Source organism: Microbacterium ureisolvens, from assembly GCF_019511645.1.
Lineage (GTDB): Bacteria > Actinomycetota > Actinomycetes > Actinomycetales > Microbacteriaceae > Microbacterium > Microbacterium ureisolvens_A.
This window is the reverse complement of sequence record NZ_JAEUAX010000001.1, coordinates 702,110-720,113: the sequence shown is the minus strand read 5'-3', so window position 1 is coordinate 720,113 and position 18,004 is coordinate 702,110. Positions and strand designations below refer to the sequence as shown.

Below are 18,004 nucleotides of genomic sequence, written 5' to 3'. Positions count from 1 at the left end.
CTCCGGAACTTAGGGGAGCCTAAAAGTCGCCTGCGACTCTGCCGTGAACCCGTGGTGAAGACGCAGAATCGCCGCGACCGGGACCCCGTGTCACGAAACGGTTCCGATTCCGGAGCCCGGCTAGGCTTCTCGGTTATGGCGGAGCTGTACACCTGGCCGGGAATCCTCACCACGCTGCTCGAGCGACGCGACCTCAGCGTGTCGGAGTCGACGTGGGCGATGCGGCAGATCATGTCGGGCAGCGCCACCCCCTCTCAGCTTGCGGGCTTCCTGGTCGCCCTGCGCGCGAAGGGCGAGACCGTCGACGAGATCGTCGGCTTCCGAGACGCGATCCTCGAGGCGGCGCTGCCGCTTCCTGTCGACGCCGCCGTCCTCGACATCGTGGGCACCGGAGGCGACCGCTTCGGCACGGTCAACGTCTCGACCATGTCTGCACTCGTGGCCGCGGCATCCGGGGTCCCGGTCGTCAAGCACGGCAACAAAGCCGCGAGCTCGTCGTCGGGCTCGTCCGACGTCCTGGGCGCACTGGGCGTCGACCTCGCGCTGTCGCCCGACGCGGTGGCCGAGACGCTCTCCCGGGCGGGCATCACGTTCGCATACGCGGGCGCGTTCCACCCCGGCTTCAAGAACGCCGCCGCGACGCGCAGCGAGCTCGGCGTTCCCACCGTCTTCAACTTCCTCGGGCCACTGTGCAACCCGGCGCGCGCCGAGGCCAATGCGGTCGGCGTCGCCCACCTCGACCGGGTCCCGCTCATCACCGGCGTCTTCCGCACGCGCGGCGCGACCGCGCTGGTGTTCCGCGGCGACGACGGCCTGGACGAACTCACGACGACAGGGCACAGCAGGCTCTGGGAGGTCAGCCGCGGCGACATCCACGAGCACGACCTCGACCCCCGGGATCTCGGCATCCCGCTGGCCGACATCGACGATCTTCTGGGCGGGGACCCGGCGCACAACGCCGAGGTCGTGCGTCGCGTGCTCGGTGGCGAGGCGGGCCCCGTGCGCGACATCGTCCTGCTCAATGCAGCTGCGGGCATCGTCGCGTACCGGCTGTTCCGTGACGCGGGACAGGTGCAGCGGCCGATCCTCGAACGCCTGGCTGAGGCGCGCGACGATGCGGCCGCCGCGATCGACAGCGGAGCCGCCACTGCCACGCTGGATCGCTGGGTCGAGGCCACGCGCGCCCTCGCCGGCTGAGTCGCGTGCCGCGCCGGGTTTTCTCCGGCGCGCGCTCTTCCGCCGCGGCCGACGGCGCCGCTAGCGTGTGGCTCAACGACCCGCATCCGAGGAGGACGCATGAGCGAGGAAGAGCCCCGCAGCACCACCGACGTGATCGAGCCCCCCGAGAAGAAGGTGGGCCTCGTGAAGGCGGTCGGCATCCTGGGGATCATCGGCGGCGTGCTGCTGATCGTCGTCGGCGTCATCGCGTGGATCGGTGTGACCACCCAGCTCACGGCCGAGAACATCACCATCCCCGACGACGCCGTGGCGTTCCAGGGTCAGCAGGTCACGGGTCCGTTCACCGCCTATGTGCAGGCCGACATCATCAACACCCACGCGCTCGAGGCATCGGGCGGCAAGACGTACGCCGAGCTCGACCAGGACGACCCGGTGCGCCAGACCGTCATGCAGGCGTCGTTCCTTCGCGCCTCGCTCTTCACCTCGATCGTCGCCTACGGCGTCGCGCTCTTCGCGGCGGGGATGGGCGTGCTGGCCATCCTGTTCGGCTGGGCGATCCACCGCCTGGCGAGTGTGCCCGTGGTGATCAGGCGGTCGAACGTCTACTGATCCGCCCGCCTCTTCCCACGTGAATCCCCACGACGCGCTCACCGAGATCGCCACGCTCCTCGAGCGTGAGCGCTCCTCCCGGTACAAGTCGAAGGCGTTCCGTGCGGCGGCCGACGCGATCCAGGGCCTGAGCGACGCAGAGCTGCGGGACACCGCGGCCCTGCGTCGCCGCAAGGGCATCGGCGACTCCACGCTCGCCGTGATCCAGCAGGCGCTGGCGGGCGACGTGCCCGGCTACCTCGTCGACCTGCGCGAACGCGCCGGCGTGCAGCGCACATCCACGCTGCGCGCGCTCCTGCGAGGCGACCTCCATTCGCACAGCGACTGGTCGGACGGCCTCACCTCGATCGACCTCATGGTCGAAGCGGCGCGTGCCCTCGGCCACGAGTACCTCGCCCTCACCGACCACTCGCCGCGGCTGCGCGTGGCCAACGGGCTCTCGCCCGAACGCCTGCGCTCACAGCTGGAGGTCGTCGCGGGCATGAGCGACGACGGGTTCACGCTGCTGTCGGGCATCGAGGTCGACATCCTCGAGGACGGTGCGCTGGATCAGGAGCCCGATCTGCTCGCCCAGCTCGATGTCGTCGTCGCCTCGGCCCACTCCAAGCTGCGCATGGAGCGCGGCCCGATGACCCGGCGTCTGGTCGCTGCGGTGTCGAACCCGCACATCGACGTGCTCGGCCATGTCACCGGCCGTCTCGTCGAGGGTTCGCGCGGAACGCGGCCACCGTCGACCTTCGACGCGCGCGCGGTGTTCGAGGCCTGCGAGGCGCACGCAGTGGCGGTCGAGATCAACTCCCGGCCCGAGCGACAGGATCCGCCCGACGAGCTGATGGCACTGGCGCTGGAGATCGGATGCCTCTTCTCCATCGATTCGGACGCTCATGCGCCGGGCCAGCTCTCGCTGCTCGACTACGGCGCCGAGCGCGCCGAACGCCTGGGCGTGCCGCCCGAGCGCATCGTCACCACGTGGCCGCTCGAGAAGCTGCGCGCGTGGACCGGACGCGACCGCGGCGCCTGAAACCGCGGTGACAGGCCCGGTGCCGCACCCGGACGGGTCCATTCAGCGGCGTTGTCAGACCGCGTCCAGGGCCTCGACGATCCGGTTCATCGACGCGCCCAGCGCCCACCGCTCGGCGAGGGACGCAGCCGCCGCCTTGCCCTCTTCGGTGAGAGGGCGCAGGCGCGGGTCGGGCACGTCCAGGGTGAGGTCGCGGACGACGGCCACCACCTGCGGCGCGACGGCGAGATAGGGGAGACCGGCGAGCACCTTGGACCGCACGCCTGCCGACATGCCCTCACCGAGCTCGGCCGCGGCGATGATCCCGGCGAGGTCGCCGAAGGTCGCGAGCAGACCTGCGGCGGTCTTCTCACCGATGCCGGCGACGCCGGGGAGGCCGTCGGAAGAGTCGCCGCGGAGGGTGGCGAAGTCGGCGTACTGCGAGGGGAGCACGCCGTACTTCGCGACCACCGACGCATCGGTGAGCACTTCGAGGTTGCTCATGCCGCGCGCGGTGTAGACGACGCGGACGTCGTGCGCGTCGTCGACGAGCTGGAAGAGGTCGCGGTCGCCGGTGACGATGTCGACCGGCTTGGTCGCGGTGGTGGCGAGGGTGCCGATGACGTCGTCGGCTTCGTGGGCGGCGGCACCGACGACGCGGATGCCGAGGGTGTCGAGCACCTCACGGATGATGGGCACCTGCACCTCGAGCGGGTCGGGCACCACTTCGACATCGGGTCCGCCGGCGACGACCTCGGCGACGCGATGCGTCTTGTACGTGGGGATGAGCTCGACACGCCACTGCGGTCGCCAGTCGTCGTCCCAGCACGCCACGAGATGCGTCGGGCGGTAGGTCGTGACGAGCCGCGTGATGATGTCGAGGAATCCGCGGACCGCGTTGACGGGCGTCCCGTCCGGGGCGCGCACGGTATCGGGCACTCCATAGAACGCGCGGAAGTACAGGGACGCGGAGTCGAGCAGCATCAGGCGGTCGGTCACGCGTTCATCCTGGCATGCGCCGCCGACGTGCGCCCCGGCCCGTGTGGACGCCGCGGCGCGTCCTGCGGGCGCCGCGGTCGCGGCATCCGGCGCTGCGCTACCCGCCGTTCATCTGCCGGACCGGCGCCGGTCTCGCGGCGGCACCCCTCGCGTTCACGTCCGGCGCCCACCGTGGGGAGACAGCGCTGAGCCCGCTCCTGAGGCTCAGCCGGGAGGAGGCGCCGCATGGGTCGCGAGGACGCGCTGGCGTGGGTCGAGTCGCCGCTGCAGCTCGTCGGCGCCGCGGAGTGGGCAGCCGCCCACCGCACGACGGTTCCCGTCGCGGGCCGGCTGACGCCGCAGATCTCGGCCACCGCTGACGAGCTGCTGTCGCGCGGCGCGCGCTTCGGCGAGCTCGAGCCGTACCTCGGCATCCCGTGGAGCCTGCTCGCCCGGCACGGCCACTGGCTCGTCGGCGACGGCTTCTCGGGTCAGTTCCGGCTCGCGGCCTCCGTGCTGCGCCCGCACCGCATCACCTTCCTCGATGACGGCGCCCACGCGATCGCGTACGCCGACACGCTCCTCGGCCGCCGCCCCTACGCGCGCCCGACGGTGGACGAGCGAGGACTGACCGTCTTCGTCGCCCCGTTCGCCGCGGAGCTCGTCCATCGCCGCGCGATCGGGCGGCGCGCCGGGATGTTCACGGCGTTCGACCTCGGCGCCGACCGCCTCGACGCCCTCGCGGACCACGGTTTCGGCATCCGTCGCCACGACTTCTCCTGGACTCGGCAGAGCGCGCCCGCCGCCCCCGAGCTCGGCCGCAGGGTCGTGCTCGGCAGTGCCCTGCCGGTCGATGGGCGGATGCTGCTGCTCGACTACGTCCGGTGGGTGCGAGAAGCTGCGGCCGGTGGCGCCGTGTACCTCCCGCACCGCCGCGAGACGGCGGAGCAGCTGGACGCCGTCGCGACCGTGCCTGAGCTGCGGATCCATGAGACCGGACTCCCCGTCGAGCTCGTGCTCGCCGGCGCCCGTGGTCCGCTCGACGTGCACACGCTGCCTTCCAGCACCACGACCACGCTCCCGCTGGTGCTCGCGGGCACGGGCGCGACCGTGCACACCGGCCGCGTGCGCCGCTCGGCTCGGACGGCGGCGGCATGAGCGAGGTCGTCGCCATCATCCCCGCGCGCGGGGGCTCGAAGGGCGTCCCGCGCAAGAACCTGCAGCGCGTCGGCGGCGTCCCGCTGATCGCGCGCGCCGTCGACGCCGCGCGGCGCTGTGAGCCCGTCGACCGCGTCGTCGTGACCACCGACGACGTCGACATCGCCGCCGTCGCCGCCGAATGGGGCGCCGAGGTCGTCGAGCGGCCCGCCGACCTGTCCGGCGATCTCGCGAGCAGCGAGAGTGCGCTCGCGCACGCGCTGGAGACGCTCGAGCTGCGCAAAGTCGACGTGGGCGTGCTCGCGTTCCTGCAGGCGACGTCCCCGTTCATCGACGTCGACGCGCTCACCGCTGCCGTGCAGCTGGTGCGCTCTCGCCGCCGCGACAGCGTCTTCTCCGCCGTCGAGACGTACGGATTCCTGTGGGAGAAGGGTGTCGGCAGCGCCGCCGAGCCGGTGAACCACGAGATCGATGTGCGCCCGCGCCGGCAGGATCGCGAACCGCACTACCTCGAGACCGGCGGCTTCTACGTCATGCGGGCGGCCGGCTTCCGCGCGGCGAACCACCGCTTCTTCGGCAGCGTCGGCATCGCCGAGGTCGCCCCGCGCACGGCGATCGAGATCGACACGCTCGAGGAGCTGGAGCTCGCGCGCACGCTCGCGCCGCTCGTCGACCGTGACGCGTTCGGCGCCCACGCCGGCGCGATCCCGGTGGACGCCGTGGTGACCGACTTCGACGGGGTGCACACCGACGACACCGTGCACGTCGACCAGAACGGCGTCGAGTCCGTCACCGTGAGCCGGTCGGACGGCATGGGAGTCGGGATGCTGCGCGCCGCCGGCATCCCTTTGCTCATCATCTCGACCGAGACGAACCCTGTCGTGGCGGCGCGTGCGCACAAGCTCGGCGTCGACGTGCGGCAGGCCGCTGTCGACAAGGCGGCGGCGCTGCGCGAGTGGGCGGGGGAGAGGGGCATTCCCCTCTCCCGGATCGCCTACCTCGGCAACGACGTCAACGATCTCGGCTGCCTCGAGATGGTCGGCTGGCCCGTCGCGGTCCCCGACGCCCACCCCCTCGTCCTCTCGAGCGCGCGGGTCGTGCTTGACCGTCCCGGCGGCCGGGGCGCCGTGCGCGACCTCGCCGAGCGCGTGCTCGCCGGCAGGCCGGCGACGGCCGTATCCGCCGCGCTCCGCCCGGCGGTGGCGCCGGTGCGAGTCACCGCATCCGATCACCCCACCGCACCACAGGAGGCCTCATGACCGTCACCATCGGATCCCGCGTCGTCGGGGGCGGACGCCCCGCGTACGTCATCGCCGAGATCGGACTGAACCACAACGGCGACGTCGACATCGCCAAGCGGCTCATCGACGTGGCGGCGGACGCCGGCGCGGACGCGGTCAAGTTCCAGAAGCGCACGCCCGAGATCGCCACGCCGGAGCACATGCGCGACATGCCGCGCGACACCCCGTGGGGCCGCATGACCTACCTCGACTACCGCCGCCGGGTCGAGTTCGACCGCGAGCAGTACATCGAGATCTCGGACCACGCGCTCCTGCGCGGCCTCGAGTGGTTCGCGTCGCCCTGGGACGTGCCGAGCGTGGCCTTCCTCGAGGATCTCGGCGTCGTCGCTCACAAGGTGGCATCGGCCTCGCTCACCGACGTCGAGCTGCTCCAGGCGCTGCGTGACACGGGCAAGCCGGTGATCCTGTCGACGGGCATGTCGACGATCGAGCAGATCGACGCCGCGATCGACATGCTCGGCACCGATCGCCTCGTGCTGATGCATGCGACGTCGACGTACCCGATGGAGCCGGAGGAGGCCAACCTCCGCATGATCCCGGCGCTGCGCGACCGCTTCCCGGGCGTGCCGGTCGGCTACTCCGGCCACGAGCGCGGTCTGCAGATCTCGCTCGCGGCCGTCGCCCTGGGCGCCGTCGCGGTGGAGCGGCACATCACGCTCGACCGCACGATGTGGGGTTCGGACCATGCCGCGTCGCTCGAGCCCGCGGGCCTGCAGCACCTCGTGCGCGACATCCGCGTCATCGAGGAGGCCCTCGGCGACGGCGTGAAGCGCGTCTACCCCGGTGAGCTCGCGCCCATGGCGAAGCTGCGCCGCGTTCCCGCGTGAGTCCCCGCACGACACCGGGCGGGCGGCCTCGGGTCGTCGCGATCGCCGACACCGACTCCTACGTGAAATGGGCGGCGGCGCTTCTCGGCGGCGTCGAAACGCGATGGGATGCCTCTCTCCTGGTGCTCGACACACCGCTCGTGGTCAGCGATGCCCAGCTCGCGTCGGCGCTGCGCGGGAGCGGGCTGGGGCAGGATCGCGTGGAACGGATCGCATACCCCGGCCTGGCGGCCCGTCTTGCCGAGCTGCGCGCGGACGCCGTCGTGATCGGCGCCCGCGGTCCGCTGGTGCGTGTGCTCGCGCGCGATATCGCGGCGCTCGAGCCGCGGCCGGTGGTGGTGACGGGACTGCCGGGAATCTCGATCCCCGCCACCCGCAAGGCCGTCGTGTACCGGCTCCAGTCCGACCTGTTCGTGGTGCACTCGCGCCGCGAGGTCCGCGAGTTCGGCGCCCTGTCGGCCCGCACCGGCTACGCGCACCGCTACGCGCTCGCCACGCTTCCGTTCGCCCGCGGTGCGGTCACCGCCGGCGGCGGCCCTCCCGGCACGGGGGGCGGCGACCTCGTGTTCGCGACGCAGGCGAAGGTCCCCGCCGAGCGGGAGGACAGGCTCCGTGTCGCGCGCGTGCTCGTGCGGGCGGCCGAGGCGGATCCGTCGCGGCGGGTCGTGGTGAAGCTGCGCGCGGCATCGGGCGAGCACCAGACACACGTCGAGGTCGACAGCTACCCCGAGCTGCTCGCCTCGCTCGGTCCGCTGCCGCCGAACCTCGTGACCTCGACCGGCTCGATGGGCGGCGCGCTCGACACGGCGGAGGGGCTCGTCACGGTCAGCTCCACGGCGGCGATCGAGGCGATCGCCCGCGGCATCCCCGTGATCGCGCTCGACACGTTCGGCGTCTCGCCGCGCCTCATCAACGAGACGCTCGCCGACGCGGACCTGCTCGGGAGCGAGGACGATGTCGTCGCGCGCCGGTTCCGGCACCCGGATCCCGAGTGGCTCGACGAGAACTACTTCCACGCCCCCGACGCGGACGACTGGACGATCCATGTCGAGGCGCTGCTGGCGCAGCGGTCGGCGGGAAGGCTGCCGGCGCGCGCCCCGGTGGCCCGCCGCGGCGGCGCGCTGCGCGACGCCTGGGAGCGCAAGGTCGCCCTCGGCCGCAGCGACACATCCGCGTCAGGCGCTCTCGCGTACGCCGTCGGCGTACCGCTGCGCTCGGTCCTGCGGCTGACCAAGCGCACCCGCCGCTCGCTCGCCGGCGCGGTTCAGCAGCCGGGGCCGGTGGGGTCCTCGACGCAGGTGCGGTCCACCAGCGCGGTGCGCACCTCGACCACGCGCACGCCGTAGCCCGCCGCCTCGGCCCGCACCACGCCGGGCACGGGGCGCCACGTGCCGCTCCCGAAATCGACGGATGCCTCGTACTCCACCGTCACCGACACCGGATACGTCCCACGGGCCTGGTACACGTGGCTCGTCGCGGTCGGCGTGAACTGGCCCTGGCCGAGGCTCGACCACGATGCGCCGCCCGTGATCGCACGCGTGGTGGTGCCGTCGCCGTTGTCGAACACGTAGGCGACCGGGACGAAGCGCACGGTCACGTCCCAGCCGAGGACCGTGCCCGGGATGCGCTGTTCGGATGCCGACGCCAGCAGATTCGTCGGCATGCCGACGACCCCGAAGCCGGCCGGCTCGCCGGCGAGCGTCGGCTGCGCCGGCCGGAACGAGGCGATGTCGGCGAGAGTGACGTCGGGGACGCCGATGACGCTGTAGTCGATGCAGCGGTTGAGCGGCCCGCAGTCCTCGGGTTCGACGGGCGCTTCGGTGCGCGGTGCGGCACCGGAGTCCGATCGAGGCTCTTTGTTGGTCGCCTTGCCAGGCTGGGACCCCTGTCCGCTGACATCGACTTGCTCTCCGCGGCTGGCAGCGCACACTCCCGTCCAGCTGCTGTCGCTATAGCAGTTATCGCGAGCCGACAGCACTTGCTGGGGTACCGCGAGCGATGCTGAGACAAGTACTGTCGCAGTGACTATTGCCCACACTCGTGACCTCCACCCTCGATCGCCGAGATCAATAACCCCGTTGGCGAGTGGGTAGCGCTCGTGAGGGTTACGCTGCTCGACTGGATTGGTGGACGGTCTGCGGCAACGACTGAGCTCCCACTCTCGTCGATCACGTCGACTGCGCTGACATCAGAGCACACCGCGATCCGAACGGCTCCGGGTTCCGTCTCGATGCTTTCGAGCTCGACAGATTGCACCACGGTCTGCCCGGTGACAGTCCAACCATCCGCATGCATGGTCGACAGAGAACGGCGTTCGCCTGCGCTTGCGTCTGCCGTCGTCCAGCTGTACACCGCCTCGAAGGTCTCCGGGTCGCTCAGATCCACCTGGTTCAGCGCATCCACGTAGGCCCGGTACGTCTCCTCAGCCGCCGCGAACGCCTCGTCCTCGCTCGAGAACGCCGATGTCGGGGTCGGCTCCGGCTCCGGGGTGGTGCATCCGGCGAGCGCGAGCGCGAGCAGTCCGCTGAGCGCCGCCGCTGTCACCCGAGTCCTCACGCCCCCACGCTAGCCGCAGACGTTCCGGCCCCGACGGAGTTATCCACAGCGTTCAGGGCGGAGAAGCCGGCGATCGCGTCGGGGGGAATCGCAGATCGCCGGCTCCGGGCGGGTCGATGAGACCGCCCCTCGTGCCCTCCGGAAGTCGGGCACGAGGGGCGGTCCCGTGCGACGCATCGCCTGCAGGGGTCTCGCGGAGGGGGACCGGGGATTCCCCTTCGCCGCGATGACGCCACGCTTCCAGCCCGACCTGGGAGATCCCTATCGCCTGACCACGGGAACACCCCGCGCTCGCCGTGCACTGGCTGGGGAAGCTCACCGTGGACGTCTCGGGGTGGTCCGGCACGGTTGCGGCCGGGATGCGGCATCCGGGCGTAGTCTCATGCGATGACCTCAGCGGCGAGCCGGACCGAGCTGCGAGCACTCCTGGACGAACTGCACGACGCGGCCTCGTTGCGCATCGCCGCGATGGACGAGACGCTCGAGGAGCTCCGCGCGGATCGCGGCTCCGACGTCGCCGACGACGAGCACGACCCCGAAGGCGTGACGCTGTCGGGGGAGTGGTCGCGCGCAGTGGCCCTCGAAGAGGCCGCCCGCCGCGAGATGGCGGAGATCGACGAGGCCGTCAAGCGCTGGGAGGCCGGCACCTACGGCGTCTGCGTCGACTGTGGTCGAGGCATCCCGATCGCGCGGCTTCGCGTGCGGCCGTTCGCGACCCGCTGCGTGTCGTGCGCCGAGAAGGCCGGCGCCTGACGTGTCGTCCGGCGCCGCGGCATCCCGTCCCGCCTCCGACGGCTTTCCTCGCGTCGCCGACGCGGATCCCTGCCCGTGCGGCAGCGGCGATCGCTTCGACGGATGCTGCGCCACGGCGCTGAATGGAACGCCCGCGTCCACCGCCGAACGCCTGATGCGCTCGCGCTACACGGCGTTCGTCGTCGGCGACTCAGCCTACCTGAACGCGACGTGGCACCCGGGCACCCGCCCCGACGAGCTCACCCTCGACCCCGATCAGAGATGGACGGGGCTCGAGATCGCCGACGTCGACAGCGGAGGCGAGAACGATACCCGGGGCGTCGTCGAGTTCCGCGCCGCCTGGCGCCACGGCCGAGATCGGGGCGTGCTGCACGAGCGCAGCCGCTTCGTGCGGCAGAGCGGACGGTGGTGGTACCTCGACGGTCGGCTCGATCCGAGCTGACCGGTCCACACGCCTGCGGACGCCGATAGCGTGGCAGGCATGACCACTCAGGCAGAGAAAGCACAGACCCTCGCCCGACTGCACGCCGCTCCCGAGATCCTGCGCGTCGTGAACGTGTGGGACGCCGTGTCGGCCCGCACCATCGCCGCCCTCCCCGAGACCCGCGCCATCGCGACGGCCGGCCACTCGATCGCCGCGACCTTCGGCTATCCCGACGGGCAGGTCCCGCTCGAGACGATGCTCGACATGGTCGGCCGGATCGTCGAGGCCGTAGGCGACCTGCCGGTGAGCACCGACCTCGACGCCGGCTACGGCGACCCGGGCGAGACCGTGCGCCGCGCGATCGGCAAAGGCGTCGTCGGCGCCAACGTCGAAGACCGCCTCGTGCCGCTCGACGAGGCCGTGGCCAATGTCGAAGCGATCATCGCGGCCGGAGAAGCGGAGGGCGTGCCCTTCGTCCTCAACGCGCGCACCGATGCATTCGTCCGCGCCGGCAAGCGCCCTGTCGAGGAGTCCGTCGCCGACGCGATCGAGCGCGGTCGCGCCTACCTCGCCGCCGGCGCCGACCTCGTGTTCGTTCCCGGCATCCTGAACGCCGACATCGCGCGGCAGCTGGTCGAAGGGATCGGCGAGCGCAAGATCAGCGTCATCGGCGTGCCGGGCGCGCTGTCGGCCGGGGAGTACGAGGCGCTCGGCGTCGCCCGCATCTCCTACGGCCCGATGACGCAGCGCGTCGCGCTGACCGCGCTGCAGGATCTCGCCGCCGACCTCTACGCCGACGGCGTCATCCCGGCCTCAACGCGCGCGCTGAACTGACGCCCACCTCGTCCGATCGGCCCGCGGGAATCCTCGCGGGCCGATCGTCGTTGTGCCGGGCATGGAGCCAGCACCCGTCGACGTCGTCGTGATCGGTGCCGGCCAGGCAGGGCTCTCGGCCGCGTATCACCTGCAGCGGCGCGGCTTCGTCCCGTTGCCGCGCGCGAGCGCGGCGGATCAGACGTTCCTCGTGGTCGATGCGAATGCGGAGCCCGGGGGCGCGTGGCAGCACCGCTGGGCGTCTCTGCGCATGGCCACGGTGAACGGCATCCATGAGCTCCCCGGGTTCGCGGTACCGCCGGCGGATCCGGCCGCGGCGAGCCGCGACATCCTTCCCGCGTACTTCGCCGACTACGAGGAGCGGTACGCGCTCGACGTGCTGCGACCCGTTCACGTGAAAGCGGTGCGCCGCGCCGACGACGATCCCGGCGGCCGGCTCCTGGTCGAGACCGACCGCGGCACGTGGGCTGCGCGCTTCGTGATCAACGCCACCGGTACGTGGACGCGCCCGTTCTGGCCGCGCTACCCCGGGCAGGAGCGCTTCCGCGGGCGGCAGCTGCACGTGGGCGGCTACGTCTCAGCTGACGAGTTCCGCGGCAAGCGCGTCGTCATCGTCGGCGCCGGCGTGTCGGCGGTGCAGCTGCTCGACGAGATCTCGCACGTCGCCGACACCTTCTGGGTGACCCGGCGCGAGCCGGAATGGGTCGACGAGGACTTCGACATCCCGGCGCGCGTGGCAGCCATCGCCGGTGTCGAAGACCGCGTGCGGCGGGGTCTGGCGCCGGGCAGCGTCATCTCGGTGACCGGCATGCACTGGACGCCGTGGGCTCGAGCCGCCGAGGCGCGCGGCGTGCTGGTGCGGCATCCGATGTTCGCCTCGATCGAGGAGGACGGCGTCCGCATGCCCGACGGCACGTTCGAGCGCGCCGACGTGATTCTGTGGGCCACGGGCTTCAGGCCCGCGCTCGACCATCTCGCGCCGCTGCGCCTGCGCACGCCCGACGGCGGATTCCGCGTCGAGAACGGGCGCTCGATCGACGAGCCGCGCCTGTTCCTCATCGGCTACGGGCCGTCGCAGTCGACCGTCGGCGCGAACCGCGCCGGCCGCGACGCCGTCCGAGCGCTCGTCGCCGACCCGGTCGCGGTCGCGGCCTGACGACTCCGCGGCGCGCGTCGGCGTTCGCGGGAGCGGCACCTAGGCTCGAACGTGTGACGCTGCTCGCCGTACTGCTGTTCCTGAACGCCGCATTCAACGTCCTCGTCTGGCCGACGTTCTACCGCCGGGTCGCGAAGGACTCCCGCGCACACGACGCCCAGGGCAAGGCGACCCGGTTCCTCATCGTGCACGCGGTGCTCATCGGCATCGCCCTGACCCTCGCTGCAGCATCCGTCATCGCGGGAATCGCGGCACTCGTGGTGTGATGCGGGATGCGGCGGCCGCGGCGTAGCGTGGAGCGCACGACGAAGGGGGACCCATGGCCCGCATCCTGATCTTCGGCGGCCACGGCAGGGTCGCGCTGCTGCTCGAGCCGCTGCTCGTGGCGCAGGGGCACACCGTGACCGCGGTGATCCGCAACACCGCCCACGAGGCGGAGGTCGCAGCGACGGGCGCGCAGCCGCTCGTCGCCGATGTCGAGGCGCTCGACATCGACCAGCTCACGAACATCGTCGCCGGCAACGACGTCGTGGTGTGGTCCGCCGGTGCCGGCGGTGGCAACCCGGCACGCACGTACGCGGTTGATCGCGATGCGGCGATCCGATCGATGCAGGCCGCTCTGGCTGCCGACGTGATGCGCTACGTGATGGTGTCGTGGGTGGGCTCGCGCGCGGAACACGGCATCGCGTCCGATGCCTCGTTCTTCCCGTACGCCGACGCGAAATGGGCCGCCGACGCGCACCTGGCCGCGAGCGCACTGGACTGGACGATCCTCGCGCCGGGGACGCTCACGTCCGATCCGCCGACCGGTCGGATCGCGATCGACCCAAGCGGCGGCGGCGCCGTGTCCCGGGCCGATGTGGCCGCGGTGATCGCGGCCACCATCGCGGATGACACCACGATCGGTCGGACGATCCGGTTCGGTGCCGGCGACGAGGTCATCGGCCACGCGATCGCCGGCTGAACTCAGTCGTCGCTGGAGTGCAGGCCGCGGCGCGCGGACAGGAGCGTGACCTCGGGGTGATCGGCGACCAGGCGCTCGGCGCGGTCGAGCACATCCCGCACGTGCGACGACCCCGACGCCACGATCGAGACGCCGATCCTCGCACGGCGGTGCAGGTCGTGCTCGCCGACCTCCGCGGCGGCCGCCTCCGTGCGCCGGCTCAGCTCGGCGACGAGCGGCCGCAGCACGCTGCGCTTCTCCTTAAGCGAGCGGACGTCGCCGAGCAGCAGGTCGAACTCGATCCAGCCGATCCACATGGGTCCATCGTGCCAGCGGCCGCCACAGGCGTCGGCCGCCGTAGGCTCGTGTCATGCTCGCCACCGTCATCCATGCCGCCCGCGACATCCGCGTCGAGAACGTCCCCGATCCCGTGCTGTCCACCGGCGCCGACGCGATCGTGCGCGTCGTCGCCGCCTGCGTGTGCGGCTCCGACCTCTGGCCCTACCGAGGGGTCACGCCCACGCACGAACCGCACCGGATCGGTCACGAGTTCGTCGGCGTGGTGGAGGAGGTCGGCGACGCGGTCGAGGTCGTGCGCCCCGGCGACTTCGTGATCGCGCCGTTCTACGTGTGCGACGGCACCTGCGCGAACTGCCGCAACGGCGTGAGCACGTCGTGCCTGACCGGCGGGTGGTGGGGCGCCGACGACCGTTTCGGCGGCTTCGCCGACGGCGGCCAGGGAGAGCGTGTGCGCGTGCCGCTCGCCGACGGGACCCTCGCGGTCGTCCCGGGACCGGTCGCCGACGCCGAGATCCCGGGCCTGCTCACCCTCAGCGACGTCATGGGCACCGGCCACCACGCCGCCGTGTCCGCGGGCGTGGCCCCGGGCGATTCCGTGGCCGTCGTCGGCGACGGTGCGGTCGGTCTGTGCGCCATCATCGCGGCGAAGCGCCTCGGAGCCACCACGATCATCGCGATGTCGCGTCACCCGCAGCGTCAGGCGCTCGCACGGGAGTTCGGTGCCACCCACGTCGTCGAGGAGCGCGGCGACGCCGGCGTCGATGCGGTGCGCGCGCTCACCGGCGGCATCGGAGCGGACCGCGTGCTCGAATGCGTCGGGACGAAGGAGTCGATGGACCAGGCGCTGCGCTCGACGCGTCCCGGCGGCATGGTCGGCTACGTGGGCGTGCCCAACGGCGGACCCGAGCTGCCGGTGCGCCAGATGTTCAACCGCAACGTCGGCGTGAACGGCGGCGTCGCGCCGGTGCGCGGCTACATCGAGGAGCTCCTGCCCGACGTCCGCTCAGGCGCGATCCAGCCCGGTCGCGTGTTCGACCTCGAGCTGCCGCTCGCGGACGCTGCCGAGGCGTACGCCGCGATGGACGAGCGTCGCGCGACGAAGGTGCTGCTGCGGCCCTGACCGCGCCGCGCACCACGCCGAACCTGCTCCGCTCATCGCGACGCGCCGCGAGCCTGCGCGTGACAGGGTCTTCGTGCGGTAGAACAGCAGGAAGTCGAAGGGAACCCGGACCGTGAAGCTCGTCAAGCGCATCGTCGTGGTGCTCATCATCGCGTTCGCGGCGTTCTACCTCATCACCCGGCCGCAGGACGCGGCGAACGCCGTGCAGGGCGCCGTGGGTGCCGTGTGGGGCGCCGGGGTCGCCGTCGTCGACTTCTTCACGGCGCTCGTCCAGGGCTAGGACCGCGATGTTCGATCCGCGGATCGAGAAGCACCTGATCTCGGATCAGGGAGAGCACGTCGTCGACGAGGTCCGCAAGCACTGGGCCGCCACGGTCTCAGCTGTGCTCGAGCTGTTCGGCGGCATCGTCGTCCTCCTTCTCACCTTCTTCGTGCCGGCACAGGCCTGGTGGGTGCCGGCGCTCCTCGGCGCCGCCGTGACCCTGCACGCGATCTGGCGGGTCTTCGAACAGCACACCGACCGCTTCGTCATCACCAACATGCGCGTCTTCCGCGTCCACGGCATCCTTTCGCAGCGCATCGCGACCATGCCGCTCGCGCGCATCCTCGACATCTCGGTCTACAAACCCCTCGTCGGCCGCATCTTCGGGTACGGGCACTTCGTGTTCGAGTCGGCCGCCCAGGAGCAGGGCCTCCGCGAGATCCGCTATGTGGGAGATCCCGATCGGCGTGGACTCACCATCCAGCGCGTCATCCAGCAGGCCGGCCTGCGGGGCGCGGCCGGGCGGACGGGGGCGGACCCGTTCGCCGGGGCTCCCTTCGCGCCTTCGGTGCCGCCCCAGCCCGTGCCCGCAGCATCCGTCACCGTCGTCCCCGTCTCGGACGACCGCAACGCCACCGCTCCGGTTCCCGACGTGGGGCGCGGTTCCACGTCGTCGGGATGGGACTGGCTCGCCGACGCGCAGCGGCGCGAGGACGAGCGGCTGGCGCAGCTGCGCGGAGAGTCGGCGTCACCCGCCCCGTTCGACCCCGACCGGACGAGCACCGCGCCCATCGACCTTCCCCGCTGATCCGGAACGGATGCTGCGGGGCCGGGCATCTCGGGGCGATCGGGAACATCGCGGGCGACCTGGTCGTTCTGATACCCTGGAGCGTCACTCGTGTGGCTGTTGCGCCACGCCTCGGTGCCGGTTCGCGCCGGTGACCGGATCCGCAAGGACCCGAGTGACATCGCAAGAAAATCCGCTTCGCCTCGGTCGAGGAATCCGCTCGCGATCGCGCGGGAGGAAGCCGCTGAAAGCCGGGGCCCGACACCCCAACCCCAACAAGGACAACCCACTACATGACTACCGCAACGACCGCCCCGGCCACCAAGCAGGTCGCGATCAACGACATCGGATCTGCCGAGGACTTCCTGGCCGCGGTCGAGAAGACTCTGAAGTTCTTCAACGACGGCGACCTCATCGAGGGCACCGTGGTGAAGATCGACCGCGACGAGGTGCTCCTCGACGTCGGTTACAAGACCGAGGGCGTCATCCCCTCGCGTGAGCTTTCCATCAAGCACGACGTCGACCCCAACGAGGTCGTCAAGGTCGGCGACGAGGTCGAAGCCCTCGTTCTCCAGAAGGAGGACAAGGAAGGCCGCCTCATCCTCTCCAAGAAGCGCGCACAGTACGAGCGCGCGTGGGGCGACGTCGAGAAGATCAAGGAGAACGACGGTGTCGTCACCGGCTCCGTGATCGAGGTCGTCAAGGGTGGCCTGATCGTCGACATCGGCCTGCGTGGCTTCCTCCCCGCTTCGCTCATCGAGCTCCGCCGCGTCCGCGACCTCACGCCCTACCTCGGCCAGGAGATCGAGGCGAAGATCCTCGAGCTCGACAAGAACCGCAACAACGTCGTGCTCTCGCGCCGCGCCCTGCTCGAGCAGACGCAGTCCGAGTCGCGCACGACGTTCCTCAACAACCTCCACAAGGGCCAGGTCCGCAAGGGCACGGTCTCGTCGATCGTCAACTTCGGTGCGTTCGTCGACCTCGGTGGCGTCGACGGTCTCGTCCACGTCTCGGAGCTCTCGTGGAAGCACATCGAGCACGCATCCGAGGTCGTCGAGGTCGGCCAGGAGGTCACCGTCGAGATCCTCGAGGTGGACCTCGACCGCGAGCGCGTCTCGCTGTCGCTCAAGGCGACGCAGGAGGACCCGTGGCAGGTCTTCGCCCGCACGCACGCGATCGGTCAGGTCGCGCCGGGCAAGGTCACCAAGCTCGTTCCGTTCGGTGCGTTCGTTCGCGTCGCGGACGGCATCGAGGGCCTCGTGCACATCTCGGAGCTGTCGGGCAAGCACGTCGAGCTCGCCGAGCAGGTTGTGTCGGTCGGCGAAGAGGTCTTCGTCAAGATCATCGACATCGACCTGGAGCGTCGCCGCATCTCGCTCTCGCTCAAACAGGCGAACGAGTCGGTCGACCCCTACGGCACCGAATTCGACCCGGCCCTCTACGGCATGGTCACCGAGTACGACGAGAACGGGGAGTACAAGTACCCCGAGGGCTTCGACCCGGAGACCAACCAGTGGAAGGAAGGCTTCGACGAGCAGCGCGAGAAGTGGGAGCAGGAGTACGCCGCCGCCCACGCTCGCTGGGAGGCCCACAAGGCTGCCGTCATCAAGGCCCTCGAGGCCGAGGCCGCGGCTCCCGTCGAGACCGGCGCGTCCTCGTACTCGTCCGACAGCGGCCCCGCGGGCACGCTGGCTGACGATGAGGCCCTCGCGGCTCTCCGCGAGAAGCTCTCGGGTCGCTGATCCTGAGCTGAGCCGCCCGGTTCGCTGAACCGTCTGGTTCGAAAGGCCGCCACCACCGCTTCGGCGGGGTGGCGG

21 protein-coding genes are annotated in these 18,004 nt (G+C 71.3%); 17 read left to right on the top strand and 4 right to left on the bottom strand.

Going from position 1 to position 18,004, the window contains the following annotated elements; all coding sequences use genetic code 11:
* Positions 1 to 135: 135 nt before the first annotated feature.
* The 3 genes from trpD to JNB61_RS03435 all read left to right on the top strand — a co-directional run bounded on the left by trpD (position 136) and on the right by JNB61_RS03435 (position 2,809).
* A complete protein-coding gene (gene trpD / locus JNB61_RS03445) occupies positions 136 to 1,197 on the top strand; it encodes an anthranilate phosphoribosyltransferase (RefSeq protein ID WP_220338730.1) in 1,062 nt (353 codons plus the stop codon).
* 99 nt (positions 1,198 to 1,296) lie between these two features.
* Positions 1,297 to 1,788 (top strand): aromatic ring-opening dioxygenase LigA, encoded by a 492-nt coding sequence (locus tag JNB61_RS03440; RefSeq protein WP_220289350.1) that lies wholly within the window; start codon positions 1,297 to 1,299, stop codon positions 1,786 to 1,788.
* Positions 1,789 to 1,807: 19 nt separating this feature from the next.
* A complete protein-coding gene (locus JNB61_RS03435) occupies positions 1,808 to 2,809 on the top strand; it encodes a PHP domain-containing protein (RefSeq protein ID WP_220289351.1) in 1,002 nt (333 codons plus the stop codon).
* A 54-nt stretch (positions 2,810 to 2,863) separates the two neighbouring features.
* Here JNB61_RS03435 and JNB61_RS03430 read toward each other — a convergent pair whose 3' ends face one another.
* On the bottom strand, positions 2,864 to 3,787 hold the full coding sequence (locus tag JNB61_RS03430) for a 5'-3' exonuclease (protein WP_220338729.1): 924 nt from the start codon (positions 3,785 to 3,787) through the stop codon (positions 2,864 to 2,866).
* A 225-nt stretch (positions 3,788 to 4,012) separates the two neighbouring features.
* Here JNB61_RS03430 and JNB61_RS03425 point away from each other — a divergent pair, with 225 nt between their 5' ends.
* Genes JNB61_RS03425 through JNB61_RS03410 form a run of 4 tightly spaced genes read left to right on the top strand, consistent with a single transcriptional unit; the run spans position 4,013 to position 8,398 of the window.
* Positions 4,013 to 4,924 carry a hypothetical protein gene (locus JNB61_RS03425; RefSeq protein ID WP_220338728.1) on the top strand — a complete coding sequence of 304 codons (912 nt, stop codon included), beginning with the start codon at positions 4,013 to 4,015 and terminating at the stop codon, positions 4,922 to 4,924.
* Entirely contained in the window at positions 4,921 to 6,183 is a 1,263-nt protein-coding gene (locus tag JNB61_RS03420; RefSeq protein ID WP_220338727.1) for an acylneuraminate cytidylyltransferase, read from the top strand. Before JNB61_RS03425 ends, JNB61_RS03420 begins: the two co-directional genes overlap by 4 nt.
* On the top strand, positions 6,180 to 7,052 hold the full coding sequence (locus JNB61_RS03415; RefSeq protein ID WP_220289355.1) for an N-acetylneuraminate synthase family protein: 873 nt from the start codon (positions 6,180 to 6,182) through the stop codon (positions 7,050 to 7,052). Before JNB61_RS03420 ends, JNB61_RS03415 begins: the two co-directional genes overlap by 4 nt.
* Positions 7,049 to 8,398: a DUF6716 putative glycosyltransferase gene (locus tag JNB61_RS03410; RefSeq protein WP_220338726.1), complete on the top strand. Its 1,350-nt coding sequence runs from the start codon at positions 7,049 to 7,051 to the stop codon at positions 8,396 to 8,398. Before JNB61_RS03415 ends, JNB61_RS03410 begins: the two co-directional genes overlap by 4 nt.
* On the opposite strand, the gene JNB61_RS03405 is transcribed toward JNB61_RS03410, so the two are convergent.
* Complete coding sequence (locus tag JNB61_RS03405) at positions 8,317 to 8,982, bottom strand: hypothetical protein (protein WP_220338725.1); 666 nt, start codon at positions 8,980 to 8,982, stop codon at positions 8,317 to 8,319. The genes JNB61_RS03410 and JNB61_RS03405 overlap by 82 nt on opposite strands.
* A gap of 95 nt (positions 8,983 to 9,077) precedes the next feature.
* Positions 9,078 to 9,608 (bottom strand): hypothetical protein, encoded by a 531-nt coding sequence (locus tag JNB61_RS03400; protein ID WP_220338724.1) that lies wholly within the window; start codon positions 9,606 to 9,608, stop codon positions 9,078 to 9,080.
* Between the two features lie 387 nt (positions 9,609 to 9,995).
* Between JNB61_RS03400 and JNB61_RS03395 the strand changes: the two genes are divergently transcribed.
* The 6 genes from JNB61_RS03395 to JNB61_RS03370 all read left to right on the top strand — a co-directional run bounded on the left by JNB61_RS03395 (position 9,996) and on the right by JNB61_RS03370 (position 13,739).
* Positions 9,996 to 10,361: a TraR/DksA family transcriptional regulator gene (locus tag JNB61_RS03395; RefSeq protein WP_159844526.1), complete on the top strand. Its 366-nt coding sequence runs from the start codon at positions 9,996 to 9,998 to the stop codon at positions 10,359 to 10,361.
* A gap of 1 nt (position 10,362) precedes the next feature.
* Positions 10,363 to 10,803: a YchJ family protein gene (locus JNB61_RS03390; RefSeq protein ID WP_220338723.1), complete on the top strand. Its 441-nt coding sequence runs from the start codon at positions 10,363 to 10,365 to the stop codon at positions 10,801 to 10,803.
* A gap of 39 nt (positions 10,804 to 10,842) precedes the next feature.
* The gene (locus tag JNB61_RS03385) at positions 10,843 to 11,619 is read left to right on the top strand and encodes an isocitrate lyase/PEP mutase family protein (RefSeq protein WP_220338722.1); all 777 of its coding nucleotides are present in this window, start codon (positions 10,843 to 10,845) and stop codon (positions 11,617 to 11,619) included.
* Positions 11,620 to 11,680: 61 nt separating this feature from the next.
* Positions 11,681 to 12,775 (top strand): NAD(P)-binding domain-containing protein, encoded by a 1,095-nt coding sequence (locus tag JNB61_RS03380; RefSeq protein ID WP_220338721.1) that lies wholly within the window; start codon positions 11,681 to 11,683, stop codon positions 12,773 to 12,775.
* A gap of 53 nt (positions 12,776 to 12,828) precedes the next feature.
* Positions 12,829 to 13,041: an SCO4848 family membrane protein gene (locus JNB61_RS03375; protein WP_220289362.1), complete on the top strand. Its 213-nt coding sequence runs from the start codon at positions 12,829 to 12,831 to the stop codon at positions 13,039 to 13,041.
* Between the two features lie 53 nt (positions 13,042 to 13,094).
* A complete protein-coding gene (locus JNB61_RS03370; protein ID WP_220338720.1) occupies positions 13,095 to 13,739 on the top strand; it encodes an SDR family oxidoreductase in 645 nt (214 codons plus the stop codon).
* 2 nt (positions 13,740 to 13,741) lie between these two features.
* On the opposite strand, the gene JNB61_RS03365 is transcribed toward JNB61_RS03370, so the two are convergent.
* Positions 13,742 to 14,035 carry a DUF503 domain-containing protein gene (locus JNB61_RS03365; protein ID WP_159844508.1) on the bottom strand — a complete coding sequence of 98 codons (294 nt, stop codon included), beginning with the start codon at positions 14,033 to 14,035 and terminating at the stop codon, positions 13,742 to 13,744.
* A 53-nt stretch (positions 14,036 to 14,088) separates the two neighbouring features.
* Here JNB61_RS03365 and JNB61_RS03360 point away from each other — a divergent pair, with 53 nt between their 5' ends.
* The 4 genes from JNB61_RS03360 to rpsA all read left to right on the top strand — a co-directional run bounded on the left by JNB61_RS03360 (position 14,089) and on the right by rpsA (position 17,929).
* On the top strand, positions 14,089 to 15,138 hold the full coding sequence (locus JNB61_RS03360) for a zinc-dependent alcohol dehydrogenase family protein (RefSeq protein ID WP_220289364.1): 1,050 nt from the start codon (positions 14,089 to 14,091) through the stop codon (positions 15,136 to 15,138).
* A 112-nt stretch (positions 15,139 to 15,250) separates the two neighbouring features.
* On the top strand, positions 15,251 to 15,418 hold the full coding sequence (locus JNB61_RS03355) for a hypothetical protein (protein WP_181911644.1): 168 nt from the start codon (positions 15,251 to 15,253) through the stop codon (positions 15,416 to 15,418).
* A 7-nt stretch (positions 15,419 to 15,425) separates the two neighbouring features.
* Positions 15,426 to 16,208, top strand: coding sequence for a PH domain-containing protein (locus JNB61_RS03350; protein WP_220338719.1), 783 nt, complete (start codon positions 15,426 to 15,428; stop codon positions 16,206 to 16,208).
* Between the two features lie 272 nt (positions 16,209 to 16,480).
* Positions 16,481 to 17,929, top strand: a complete 1,449-nt coding sequence (gene rpsA / locus JNB61_RS03345; RefSeq protein WP_159844501.1) for a 30S ribosomal protein S1 — start codon at positions 16,481 to 16,483, stop codon at positions 17,927 to 17,929.
* Positions 17,930 to 18,004 lie beyond the last annotated feature (75 nt).